The sequence below is a fragment of the Streptomyces sp. Ncost-T10-10d genome (genome assembly GCF_900091955.1).
Taxonomy (GTDB): Bacteria; Actinomycetota; Actinomycetes; order Streptomycetales; family Streptomycetaceae; genus Streptomyces.
The window spans coordinates 136,168-148,418 of the sequence record NZ_FMDF01000107.1; the positions used below are offsets into that span (position 1 = coordinate 136,168).

Consider the following 12,251-nt stretch of genomic DNA (forward strand, 5'->3'; position numbering starts at 1 on the left):
CCCGCGTCGTGAAGCAGGTACTGCACCGCCTCGACGGCCTCGGACTTCGTCGTGCGCGAGTCGATCGTCGTCATCGGCAACGGCCAGGTGTTCTTCCCGGCCTTGCCGTCGGCCGTCAGGTCGTGAGTGGCCCGGAACTTCTTCACCGCCTCCGCCGTGGCCGGTCCGTGGTCGGCGTCGATCTTCACGTCCGGGCCGTTCGCCCGGAGCAGATGCTGCACGGTCCGGGCCTTCCGGAGCACATGGCCCTTGCGTACCAACGGCCGGTCCGTTCCCTCCGACGGACGGTCCGACACCTTCGCGGTGGCCTCGGTATCACTCTGCCCCGTGGTCGGGACCACCCACCGCACGAGGCGCCCGAGGACGGACACCGGCCTGCCGACCGCACCACCCGACCGGGCGCCGGTCCGCTCAGCGAGCCGCCGCGATCCGGAAACGCAGCCCGGCCGCGCGCAGCCGCTCCAGCAGCGCGTCACCCATCGCGACGGCTGTGGTGACCTGCCCCGATGTCGGCGGAAGCTCATCCAGGGCGAGGCAGAGCGCGGACTCGGCGAGCATCTTCGCCGTTTCGTCGTAGCCGGGGTCGCCGCCCGACACCTCGGTGAAGACCCGGTGCCCGCCGCCCCTGCCGACGAAGCGCACGGTGAACCAGCTGCGCCGCCTGCGCTCCGCGTCCGGGCCCACGCCCGGCTCGTAACGGTCCATCAGCCAGGACCGCGCCGCCGGTACCTGCGCGGCTCCCAGGAGTGCGCCGATCGCGGCCGTGCCGCCCAGCGCCACGGGCAGATGCTTCACGGAGGCGAAGTGGCGGTAGCGGAAGTCGGGGCCGTACCGGGCGAGCATCCGCGCCGAACGCTCGACGACCTGCGGGTCCAGCGTCGGCAGCGGCAGCGCCCAGGTGCCGGTCTCCGTACTGAAGTGCGGGGCGCCCAACCGGGCGCGGGCACGGCGGGCCACCAGACGGGGTTCATGGAGCCGGCGTTCCTGCGCGGCGCGCAGCATGTGAGGGCCGCGGCCCATCGCGGTGAGCGCGGAGGCGAACGTACCGCCGGAGAAGACGGCGTTGCTGCGGACGAACCCGTCGATCGTCAGCGGCACGTCCCGCGGCAGCTGCTGGACGGTGAAGTACGCCCCGAGGTCGTGCGGCACCGAGTCGAAACCGCAGGCGTGCACGAGCCGGGCCCCCGTCTCGCGGGCCCGCGCGTCGTGCTCCAGATACATCCGGTCCACGAACTCCGTCTCGCCGGTGAGGTCCGCATAGTCCGTCCCGGCCTCGGCGCAGGCCGCGACCAGTTGCTCGCCGTACCAGACGTAGGGGCCGACCGTCGTGGCCACCACATGGGTGGATTCGGTGAGTTCGCGCAGCGAGTGCACGTCGTCGGCGTCGGCGTGCAGCAACGGGAGATCTGCGCAGCGCGGGTCGATCGCGGCGAGATGTTCGCGCAGTTGCTCCATTTTGGCCCGATTGCGCCCGGCCATGGCCCAGCGGCAGCCGGCGGGTGCGTGGGCGGCGAGATATTCCGCGGTGAGGGTGCCCACGAAGCCGGTGGCGCCGAAGAGGACTACGTCATAGGGGCGTTGTGCCCCGTTCTGCCTGTTCACGAGTGCCTCCGCAGGGGCCGCCGCCGATGTAGCAGGCAGAGGCTAGCGGAGGGGTTCGTGGCGCTGTGCAGTCGGGCGGCGATCGTGGGGGAGGATCCAGGGGAAAGAACTAAGACCGACCGGCAAATGGGGGGCGGCGTCGCGGGGCTGGGCACGCGCATCTGCCGCGTTGTCGTCAGTCGCCATGGCTCCTTCCCCAAGCTCTCGGCTGCGCTCGAGCAGGGGAGACCCCATCTGTCTCAATCCTCCGCCTTGCAGCTGCACGCACCCAGCCCCGCTCCTTCTCCCACCCCCCATTTGCCGGTCGGTCTAAGCGCTTGCTCGGCCCAAAGGGTTGTGCGGAGCGTGATGCGTTCTTAGCATCATCGCTGTTACATCAGTTGTGTCACACCGCTGGGGGTTTGATGGCAACGACAGAGCACGGCCCGCTGGCAGGCGTGCGCGTGGTCGAGCTGGCAGGCATCGGCCCCGGCCCGTTCGCCGCGATGCTCCTGGCCGACCTCGGCGCCGATGTCGTCAGGGTCGACCGGCCCGGCGGCCCGGGGCTCGGCATCGACCCCGCGTACGACCTCACCAACCGCAACAAACGCTCCGTGCTCGTCGACCTCAAGGCCGAGGACGGGGCCGCCAAGGTGCTCGATCTGGTCGAGCGCGCCGACATCCTGATCGAGGGCTACCGGCCGGGCGTCGCCGAACGCCTCGGTGTCGGACCGGCCGCCGCGCTGGCCCGTAATCCGCGACTCGTCTACGGACGGATGACCGGCTGGGGCCAGGACGGACCGCTCGCCGAACGAGCCGGGCACGACATCGCCTACATCGCCCTCACCGGCACCCTCTCCATGATCGGCAAGCCCGGTGAGCCGCCCACCGTTCCGGCCAATCTGGTCGGCGACTACGCGGGCGGCTCGCTCTATCTCGTCGTCGGCGTCCTCGCCGCCCTCCAGCACGCCCGCACCCCGGGCGGCCGGGGCCAGGTCGTGGACGCGGCGATCGTCGACGGCGCCGCCCATCTCGCCACGATGATCCACGGCATGCTGGCGGCCGGCGGCTGGCAGGACCGGCGCGGCTCCAACCTCCTGGACGGCGGCTGCCCGTTCTACGGTTCGTACGAGACAGCCGACGGCCAGTACATGGCAGTGGGCCCGCTGGAGCAGCGGTTCTACGACGAGTTCAGCAAGCTCCTCGGTATCGAGGACGAGGCTCCGGACCGGGCGGACATCGCCCGCTGGGAGGAGCTGCGCACGCTCATTGCCGACCGGTTCAGGACCCGTACGCGCGCGGAGTGGACCGAGGTGTTCGAGGGCACGGACGCCTGCGTCGCCCCCGTCCTCTCGCTCCGTGAGGCCCCCCGCCATCCGCACATCGCCGCGCGCTCGACCTTCGTCGAGCACGGCGGACTCACCCAGCCCGCCCCCGCACCCCGCTTCTCCGCCACCCCCGCATCCGTGCGCAGCGGGCCCGCGCGGCCCGGCACGGACGCCGAGGCCGTCGCCGCCGACTGGGATGTACCCAGCATCACGAGGACCCGGAAGGACACCACCGACTGATGGAACTCTCCCTGCCGCTGAACTACGCGGGCGACCCGCGCGAGGCCTGTGACCAGGTTGCCGCCCTGGAGCCCGCCGGACTCGACGCCGTCTGGGTCGCGGAGGCGTACGGCTTCGACTCGCCCACGATCATGGGCTATCTGGCCGCCCGGACCGAACGCATGAAGATCGGTGCGGCCATCCTCAACGTCTACTCCCGCACCCCCGCCCTCATCGCCCAGACCGGTGCGGGACTCGACGCGATCTCAGGCGGCCGGGCGCTGCTCGGGCTCGGCGCCTCCGGGCCGCAGGTCGTCGAGGGCTGGCACGGCAAGGCGTACGACAAGCCGCTCGGCCGGACCCGCGAGACCGTCGAACTCTGCCGCCGGATCTGGCGCCGCGAGATCATCGATCACCACGGCATCACCGACATGCCGCTCCCGAAGGAGAAGGGCGGCCGGCTCGGCAAGCCGCTGAAGATCCTCACCCGGCCGGTGCGCGAGGAGATCCCGCTCTACATCGCATCCCTGGGCCCCGCCAATGTCCGGCTGACCGCCGAGATCGCCGACGGCTGGCTGCCGACGCTCTACATCCCGGAGAAGGCCCGGCAGGTGTGGGGCACGGCTCTCGCCGAAGGCGCGGCGAAGCGCGACCCGGCACGAGGCCCCCTCCGGACCGTCGCGGGCGGACTCCTCGCCATCGGTGACGACGCCGCCGCGCTCCGGGATCTGGCACGCCCGCAGATCGCGCTGTACGTCGGCGGCATGGGTGCCAGGGGCAAGAACTTCTACAACGACCTGGCCGTCGCCTACGGATACGAGAAGGAAGCAGCACTCATCCAGGAGCTCTACCTCTCCGGGAAGAAGAAGGAGGCAGAGGCCGCCGTCCCGGACGAATTCTGCGAGCTCATGTCGCTCTGCGGCCCCGAGGGTTACGTACGCGACCGCATCGAGGCCTTCCGTGAGGCGGGCGTGACGATGCTCAACGTCACCCCCGTCGGCCCCGACCCGGCCCGGCTGATCTCGACCGTCAAGAACTGGCTGTAGGAGGCTCGCAGTGCAGCGGCAGATCTTCACCCAGGGGCACGACGCGTTCCGCGAGACCGTCCGTACCTTCCTCACCAAGGAGGTCCTCCCACACTACGAACAGTGGGAGAAGGACGGCATCGTCTCGCGAGAGGCCTGGCTCGCGGCCGGCCGGCAGGGACTGCTCGGCCTCGCCGTGCCCGAGGAGTACGGGGGCGGCGGCAACACCGACTACCGCTACAGCGCCGTCCTCGCCGAGGAGTTCACCCGCGCCGGTGCCCCCGGACTCGCACTCGGGCTGCACAACGACATCATCGGCCCCTACCTCACCGGCCTCGGCACCGACGAGCAGAAGCGACGCTGGCTGCCCGGCTTCTGCAGCGGCGAGATCATCACCGCCATCGCCATGACCGAACCCGGAGCGGGCTCCGACCTCCAGGGGATCCGCACCACCGCCGAGGACAAGGGCGACCACTGGCTGCTCAACGGTTCCAAGACGTTCATCTCCAACGGCATCCTCGCCGACCTGGTGGTCGTCGTGGCGAAGACAACTCCGCAGGGCGGTGCGAAGGGGCTCTCGCTGATCGTCGTCGAACGTGGCGCGGAGGGCTTCGAGCGAGGCCGCAACCTCGACAAGATCGGTCAGAAGTCCCAGGACACCGCCGAGTTGTTCTTCAACGCCGTCCGTGTCCCCAAGGAGAATCTGCTCGGCGAACGGGACGGCGCCTTCATCCATCTGATGACCAACCTGGCACAGGAGCGCATCGGTATAGCCGTCGCCGGAATCGCCGCCGCCGAACATCTGCTGGAGATCACCACACAGTACGTCAAGGAGCGCGAGGCCTTCGGACGGCCGCTCTCCGAGCTCCAGCACATCCGGTTCGAGATCGCCGAGATGGCCACCGAGTGCACCGTCACCCGCACCTTCATCGACCGGTGCATCGTCGAACACTCCGACGGTGGGCTCGACGCCGTTCACGCCTCGATGGCCAAGTGGTGGGCCACCGAACTGCAGAAGCGCGTCGCCGACCGGTGCCTGCAACTCCACGGCGGTTACGGCTACATGACGGAATACCCGGTCGCGAAGGCGTTCACCGACGGCCGCATCCAGACCATCTACGGCGGCACGACCGAGATCATGAAGGAGATCATCGGCCGCTCGCTGCTCGCCTGACCCCCGACGCACAACCACCCTCGAAAGGCTGCTGTCTTGAGTACCGAAGCGTTTGTCTACGACGCGATCCGCACCCCGCGCGGCCGCGGCAAGGCCAATGGCGCCCTGCACGGCACCAAGCCGATCGACCTCGTCGTCGGCCTCATCCACGAAATCCGCAGCCGCTTCCCCGGCCTGGACCCGGCGGCCATCGACGACATCGTCCTCGGCGTGGTCAGCCCGCTCGGCGACCAGGGTTCCGACATCGCGCGGATCGCGGCCATCGCGGCCGGCCTCCCGGACTCCGTCGCGGGCGTCCAGGAGAACCGCTTCTGCGCTTCGGGTCTGGAAGCGGTCAACCTGGCCGCCGCCAAGGTCCGTTCGGGCTGGGAGGACCTGATCCTCGCGGGCGGCGTCGAATCGATGTCCCGCGTCCCGATGGGATCCGACGGCGGTGCCTGGGCGATGGACCCGATGACCAACTTCGACACCGGCTTCGCCCCGCAGGGCGTCGGCGCCGACCTCATCGCCACCATCGAGGGCTTCTCCCGCCGCGACGTCGACGAGTTCGCCGCGCTCTCCCAGGAGCGCGCCGCCGAGGCGTGGAAGGACGGCCGCTTCGCGCGCTCCGTCGTCCCCGTCAAGGACCGCAACGGCCTCGTCGTCCTCGACCACGACGAGCACATGCGGCCGGGCACCACCGCCGACTCGCTCGCCGCGCTCAAGCCGTCCTTCGCCGCGATCGGTGAGATGGGCGGCTTCGACGCGGTCGCGCTGCAGAAGTACCACTGGGTCGAGAAGATCGACCACGTCCACCACGCGGGCAACTCCTCCGGCATCGTCGACGGCGCCGCGCTCGTCGCGATCGGCAACAAGGAGACCGGTGAGCGGTACGGACTCACGCCGCGTGCCCGGATCGTCTCCGCCGCCGTCTCCGGCTCCGAGCCCACCATCATGCTGACCGGCCCCGCGCCCGCCACTCGCAAGGCCCTCGCCAAGGCCGGGCTGACCATCGACGACATCGACCTCGTCGAGATCAACGAGGCATTCGCGGGCGTCGTGCTGCGCTTCGCCAGGGACATGGGGCTCTCCCTCGACAAGATCAACGTCAACGGCGGCGCGATCGCGCTCGGCCACCCGCTCGGCGCCACCGGCGCGATGATCCTCGGCACCCTCATCGACGAACTGGAACGGCGCGAGAAGCGATACGGCCTCGTCACCCTCTGCGTCGGCGGCGGCATGGGCATCGCCACCGTCATCGAGCGTCTCTGACCGTCCCCCGGCCACCCCTGCTTACGGAGAAGAAAAGCAATGACCGAGAGCACGACCATCCGCTGGGAACAGGACGAGACCGGCGTCGTCACCCTCGTACTCGACGACCCGAACCAGTCCGCCAACACGATGAACCAGGCCTTCAAGGACTCCATCGCGGCCATCGCCGACCGCGCCGAGTCCGAGAAGGACTCCATCCGCGGCATCATCTACACCTCCGCCAAGAAGACCTTCTTCGCGGGCGGCGACCTCAAGGACATGATCAAGGTCGGTCCCGAGAACGCCCAGCAGGCCTTCGACACCGGCACCGCCATCAAGAACTCGCTGCGCCGCATCGAGACTCTCGGCATTCCCGTCGTCGCCGCCATCAACGGCGCGGCGCTCGGCGGCGGTTACGAGATCGCGCTCGCCTCGCACCACCGCGTCGCCCTCGACGCACCCGGCTCCCGGATCGGTCTGCCCGAGGTCACCCTCGGCCTGCTGCCCGCGGGCGGCGGTGTCACCCGCACCGTACGCCTCATGGGTATCGCCGACGCACTGCTGAAGGTCCTCCTCCAGGGCACCCAGTACACCCCGCAGCGCGCCCTGGACAACGGCCTGGTCCACGAGGTCGCCGCCACCCGTGAGGAGATGCTCGACAAGGCCCGCGCCTTCATCGACGCCCACCCCGAATCCCAGCAGCCCTGGGACGTCAAGGGCTACAAGATCCCCGGCGGCACCCCGTCCCACCCGAAGTTCGCCGCGAATCTGCCCGCCTTCCCGGCCAACCTGAAGAAGCAGATCGCGGGCGCCCCGATGCCCGCACCCCGCAACATCCTGGCCGCTGCCGTCGAGGGCTCGCAGGTCGACTTCGAGACCGCGCTGACCATCGAGGCCCGCTACTTCACCGAGCTGGTCACCGGCCAGGTCTCGAAGAACATGATCCAGGCGTTCTTCTTCGACCTCCAGGCCGTCAACTCCGGTGCCAGCCGTCCCAAGGGCATCGAGGAGCGCCAGGTCCGCAAGGTGGCCGTTCTCGGCGCCGGGATGATGGGCGCGGGCATCGCGTACTCCTGCGCCCGCGCGGGCATCGACGTCGTCCTCAAGGACATCTCCGTGGAGGCCGCGGCCAAGGGCAAGGCGTACAGCGAGAAGCTCCTCGACAAGGCGCTCTCCCGGGGCCGTACCACCGAGGCCGGGCGCGACGAGCTGCTGGCCCGCATCACCCCGACCGGCGACCCGGCCGATCTGGCGGGCTGCGACGCCGTCATCGAGGCGGTCTTCGAGGACACCGCGCTCAAGCACAAGGTGTTCCAGGAGATCCAGGACATCATCGAGCCGGACGCCCTGCTCTGCTCCAACACCTCGACCCTGCCCATCACCGTCCTCGCCGAGGGTGTCTCGCGCCCCGCCGACTTCATCGGGCTGCACTTCTTCTCGCCCGTGGACAAGATGCCGCTGGTCGAGATCATCAAGGGCGAGCAGACCGGCGACGAGGCCCTGGCCCGCGCCTTCGACCTGGTCCGCCGGATCAAGAAGACGCCGATCGTCGTCAACGACTCACGCGGCTTCTTCACCTCGCGCGTCATCGGCCAGTTCATCAACGAGGGCGTCGCCATGGTCGGCGAGGGCGTCGAGCCCGCGTCGGTCGAACAGGCCGCGGCGCAGTCCGGCTACCCGGCCAAGGTGCTGTCCCTGATGGATGAGCTGACTCTCACCCTGCCCCGCAAGATCCGCAACGAGACCAGGCGGGCCGTCGAGGAGGCCGGTGGCACCTGGGCCGGACACCCGGCGGACGCGGTCATCGACCGCATGGTCGACGAGTTCGACCGCCCGGGACGCAGCGGCGGCGCGGGCTTCTACGAGTACGACGAGGCCGGCAAGCGCACCCGCCTGTGGCCCGGGCTGCGTGAGCACTTCACGAGGCCCGACACCGGCATCCCCTTCATCGACATGAAGGAGCGGATGCTGTTCTCCGAGGCACTGGACAGCGTCCGCTGCCTGGAGGAGAACGTCCTCATCTCCGTCGCCGACGCCAACATCGGCTCCATCATGGGCATCGGCTTCCCGCCGTGGACCGGCGGCGTGCTCCAGTACATCAACGGCTACGAGGGCGGCCTGCCCGGCTTCGTGGCACGCGCCCGGGAGCTCGCCGAGAAGTACGGCGACCGCTTCCTGCCGCCCGCGCTGCTCCTGGAGAAGGCCGAGAAGGGCGAGACCTTCCACGACTGACAGCAGCACCCCGGGCCGCGTTCACTCCGCAGTGAACGCGGCCCGCAGCTCTTCCTTCAGCGACCGCTGGAACGCGGTCACCAGTGCCTGCAGCACCATCGGCTGCATGTCGGCCGACAGCGACTTCATCGCCGCCACATGCTCCGGGTCCGACTCCCGCTCCCGGTACGGATTCCACACCTCGTCCCGGAACAGCCGGGTCAGCTCCTGTGCGGCGGACCGGGAGTGCTCCAGCAGGACTGTGCGCGCGGCCAGAATCGTCTCGTGCGCGATCGGTACCCCGAGCAGCTCGACCCCGAGCCGCAGCAGTCCCGGGTCCACCCGGTAGCTGCCATCGGCCGGCTCCGCACGCTCCAGCACCCCCATGGCTGCCAACCGCGCCATGTCCTGTTCGGTCAGCGCCCGCCCCGCACGCCGCTCCAGTTCCGCCCGCGTCGCATCCTCCGCCGAATCCGGTGCCCAGGACGCCACCAGCGCCCGGTGGATCGCCAGATCGTGCGCGCTCAGATCCGGCGGCAGCTGCTCCAGATAGCGTTCGATCGCGGCCAGCGTCATGCCCTGGTGCTGGAGCTCCTCGATGAGCGCGAGCCGGGACAGATGCTCAGGCCCGTAATGCCCGACGCGACGCGGCCCGATCACCGGAGGCGGCAGCAGACCCCGGGTGCTGTAGAAGCGCACGGTGCGTACGGTGACACCGGCGCGCGCCGCCAGCTCGTCGACGGTGAGCGTCGGGTCCTCGGTCCCGGTCGCCATGTCTGCTCCTCGCGTTCCGACCCAGCGGCGAACTGCTGCGTCTGCACCAATCAGGTTCAACAGTATTGCTGTCTCACCACTGTTGTGAAAGTGTCCGGCAGTATCCGAGCGCAGTCCCACTCCGTACGGACCGCACGGTCCGGCCGATGGTGACAGGAGGCGGCCGTGACCACGATCCTGCGACTCCCCGCGGAACCCGGGCGACTCACCCTGCCCGCTCTGCTCCTGCGCAACGCCGAGGACCACGGCGACCGCCCGGCGCTCTCCTGGCGTGCCGGCGGCGACGGAACGGACTGGACGACCCTCACCTGGCAGGAGGTGCGGCGCAGAACTGCCGTACTCGCCACCGGATACAGCGCACTCGGTGTGGAGCGCGGCGAACAGGTCCTCATGATGATGGGCAACCGGCCCGAACACTGGCTGTCCGACCTGGCCCTCACCCACCTGGGGGCAGTCCCCGTCAGTGTGTACGGCACCGCGGCCCCCGAACAGATCGCACACATCGCCCGGCACAGCCGCGCCCGGTTCGCGATCGTCGAGGGCAGCCGTGAACGGGAACGCTGGGAGCCGCTGCTCGCGGAGGACACCGTACGGCTGGAGAAGCTGGTCGTCGTCGACGCGGCCGAGGCCGGACCCCACCGTACGTACGGATCACTGCCGGCCATGGGCGCCCGCCTGCACCGGCCCGATGTGTTCGAGAAGGCCTGGCGGGAGTCCCGCGCCGACGACCTGCTCACCGTCGTCTACACGTCCGGCACGACCGGCGATCCCAAGGCCGTCCCGGTCACCCACCGCAGCGTGGTCCTCAATGCCCTCGCACTGGACCGGGTCGTCGAGCTCCCCGACCACGTCGAGCACATCTGCTACCTGCCCTTCGCCCATATCGCGGAGCGGATGCTCGGCATCTATCTGCCGGTCTTCCGCGCCTCGCACGTCCATCTCTGCTCCGACCCGGCAGCCGTCGCGGCCACGGCACGAGCCCTGCATCCGGCCCAGTTCTTCGGCGTACCGAGAGTCTGGGAGAAGCTCGCAGCCTCCCTGCAGGCCGCCCTCGCCACCCTGCCGGAGGGGCAGCGTGCGGCGGTCGACGCCGCGGGCGGGACGGCCCGGCAGCATGTTGCGTACCGGGAGCGCGGTGAACAGCCACCGGCGGCGCTCGAAGCCGCGTATCAGCGGGCCAAGTCCACGATCCTGGACCCGCTGCTGGCGCCGGCCGGATTGGACCGGCTGGAGTGGGCGGCGAGCGCATCCGCACCGATGCCACTCGACGTGGTCCGCTTCTGGGCCGGCTTCGGCATCGTGATCATGGACGCGTGGGGGCTGACCGAGACGGTCGGGGTCTGCACCTGCAACAGCCCGTCCGCCTTCCGGCTCGGTTCGGTGGGGCGGCCCCTGGACGGCCTGGAACTGAAGATCGCGCAGGACGGCGAGATCCTGGTGCGCGGGCAGACGGTCTTCACCGGCTATCTGCGCGCCGATGGGACGGTGGACGACGCCCGCGACAAGGACGGCTGGTTCGCGACCGGGGACATCGGCCGGATAGACGAGGACGGCTACCTCTGGCTCAAGGACCGCAAGAAGGAAATGATCGTCACCTCGACGGGCAAGAACGTCTCGCCGGCCCTGGTCGAGAACACCCTCAAGGAACATCCCCTGATCGGCCAGGCCCTCGTCCACGGCGACGACCGCTCCTACCTGGTCGCGCTGCTGGTCCTGGACTCCGAGACGGCGCCTGCCTGGGCGGCGGCCCACGGCATCGACGCCGACCCGTCCGCACTGGCCGGCCATCCAGCCGTACGGGAGGAGATCGCCCGAGCGGTCGAGGCGGCCAATGCCCGGCTCAACAGCACGGAACAGATCAAGCGCTACCGGCTGCTCCCGGAGGAATGGGGCCCCGGGACAGGCGAGCTGACCCCCTCGCTGAAACTGCGCCGACGGGTGATCCGCGACAAGTACGGCGAGTTGATCGACGCGTTGTACGGGGAGGGCGGCCGGGACTGACCGGGCTCGGGTCACTTGTCAGTGGCGGCTCCTACGCTGGTGTCATGCCGGAGATCACGTATGCACGGGGGGACGCCACCGCCCCACAGGGCAAGGGTGTCAAGCTGATCGCCCATGTCTGCAACGACCTGGGCGGCTGGGGCAAGGGCTTCGTCCTGGCCGTCTCGCGCCGCTGGCCCGAACCGGAGACGGCCTACCGCCACTGGCACCGGGAGCGCGCGGGCAACGACTTCGCCCTGGGCGCGACGCAGTTCGTCCGGGTGAGTCCGTACCTCTGGGTGGCGAACATGGTCGGCCAGCGAGGGATGCGCACGGGCAGCAAGGGCGTACCCGTGCGCTACGAGGCGATCGACACGGCATTGGGGGCCGTGGCCGACCGGGCCGTCGAGCTGGGGGCCTCGGTCCATATGCCGCGGATCGGCTGCGGGTTGGCGGGCGGCACGTGGTCCCGGATCGAGCCGCTGATAGAGGAGCGGCTGCTGAGCCGGGGAATAGCGGTGACGGTGTACGACTTCGACTAGTGCCCCTGCAGCTGTTGCACTGCCCCCGGCGTGCAGCCGGTGTCCGCGTGTCTCCGTTCGCGCCGGGCGCCCCCTGCCGAGCGCAGCCCCCGGTGGCAAAGCCTGGGCAGCTTTCAGAGGGAAGAACCCTGGAGCGGGGGAGAGTTACAGAGAAACGGCGCAGGTCACTGTGGACCGGCTTCTATGG

The 12,251-nt window shown here is 69.9% G+C and carries 9 protein-coding genes and 1 pseudogene; 7 read left to right on the forward strand and 3 right to left on the reverse strand.

What is annotated here, in order from left to right; translation table 11 throughout:
• Positions 1–95: 95 nt before the first annotated feature.
• Positions 96–524, reverse strand: a pseudogene (locus GA0115254_RS47645) (peptidoglycan-binding protein); the annotation flags it as partial.
• On the reverse strand, positions 412–1,602 hold the full coding sequence (locus GA0115254_RS17695) for a saccharopine dehydrogenase family protein (protein WP_093896259.1): 1,191 nt from the start codon (positions 1,600–1,602) through the stop codon (positions 412–414). The gene GA0115254_RS17695 and the pseudogene GA0115254_RS47645, both read right to left, overlap by 113 nt.
• Positions 1,603–2,006: 404 nt before the next feature.
• Here GA0115254_RS17695 and GA0115254_RS17700 point away from each other — a divergent pair, with 404 nt between their 5' ends.
• From GA0115254_RS17700 to GA0115254_RS17720, 5 genes are read left to right on the forward strand one after another with little or no spacing between them, the layout of a single operon-like run.
• Positions 2,007–3,149: a CaiB/BaiF CoA transferase family protein gene (locus GA0115254_RS17700; RefSeq protein ID WP_093896260.1), complete on the forward strand. Its 1,143-nt coding sequence runs from the start codon at positions 2,007–2,009 to the stop codon at positions 3,147–3,149.
• On the forward strand, positions 3,149–4,174 hold the full coding sequence (locus GA0115254_RS17705; protein WP_093896261.1) for an LLM class F420-dependent oxidoreductase: 1,026 nt from the start codon (positions 3,149–3,151) through the stop codon (positions 4,172–4,174). Before GA0115254_RS17700 ends, GA0115254_RS17705 begins: the two co-directional genes overlap by 1 nt.
• A 10-nt stretch (positions 4,175–4,184) precedes the next feature.
• Positions 4,185–5,327 (forward strand): acyl-CoA dehydrogenase family protein, encoded by a 1,143-nt coding sequence (locus tag GA0115254_RS17710; protein ID WP_093896262.1) that lies wholly within the window; start codon positions 4,185–4,187, stop codon positions 5,325–5,327.
• Positions 5,328–5,363: 36 nt separating this feature from the next.
• A complete protein-coding gene (locus GA0115254_RS17715; RefSeq protein ID WP_093896263.1) occupies positions 5,364–6,578 on the forward strand; it encodes an acetyl-CoA C-acetyltransferase in 1,215 nt (404 codons plus the stop codon).
• 39 nt (positions 6,579–6,617) lie between these two features.
• The gene (locus GA0115254_RS17720) at positions 6,618–8,789 is read left to right on the forward strand and encodes a 3-hydroxyacyl-CoA dehydrogenase NAD-binding domain-containing protein (RefSeq protein WP_093896264.1); all 2,172 of its coding nucleotides are present in this window, start codon (positions 6,618–6,620) and stop codon (positions 8,787–8,789) included.
• Positions 8,790–8,810: 21 nt separating this feature from the next.
• Here the strand turns inward: GA0115254_RS17720 and GA0115254_RS17725 are convergent, their stop codons facing one another.
• The gene (locus GA0115254_RS17725) at positions 8,811–9,542 is read right to left on the reverse strand and encodes a MerR family transcriptional regulator (protein WP_093896265.1); all 732 of its coding nucleotides are present in this window, start codon (positions 9,540–9,542) and stop codon (positions 8,811–8,813) included.
• 165 nt (positions 9,543–9,707) lie between these two features.
• Between GA0115254_RS17725 and GA0115254_RS17730 the strand changes: the two genes are divergently transcribed.
• On the forward strand, positions 9,708–11,543 hold the full coding sequence (locus GA0115254_RS17730) for an AMP-dependent synthetase/ligase (protein ID WP_093896266.1): 1,836 nt from the start codon (positions 9,708–9,710) through the stop codon (positions 11,541–11,543).
• A 44-nt stretch (positions 11,544–11,587) separates the two neighbouring features.
• On the forward strand, positions 11,588–12,064 hold the full coding sequence (locus GA0115254_RS17735) for a macro domain-containing protein (RefSeq protein ID WP_093896267.1): 477 nt from the start codon (positions 11,588–11,590) through the stop codon (positions 12,062–12,064).
• Positions 12,065–12,251 lie beyond the last annotated feature (187 nt).

Excerpts from the sequence above, each read along its gene's own strand:
- GA0115254_RS17725 (WP_093896265.1), bottom strand. The coding sequence starts at position 9,542 with ATGGCGACCGGGACCGAGGACCCGACGCTCACCGTCGACGAGCTGGCG.
- GA0115254_RS17735 (WP_093896267.1), top strand. The coding sequence starts at position 11,588 with ATGCCGGAGATCACGTATGCACGGGGGGACGCCACCGCCCCACAGGGC.
- GA0115254_RS17700 (WP_093896260.1), top strand. The coding sequence starts at position 2,007 with ATGGCAACGACAGAGCACGGCCCGCTGGCAGGCGTGCGCGTGGTCGAG.
- GA0115254_RS17705 (WP_093896261.1), top strand. The coding sequence starts at position 3,149 with ATGGAACTCTCCCTGCCGCTGAACTACGCGGGCGACCCGCGCGAGGCC.
- GA0115254_RS17720 (WP_093896264.1), top strand. The coding sequence starts at position 6,618 with ATGACCGAGAGCACGACCATCCGCTGGGAACAGGACGAGACCGGCGTC.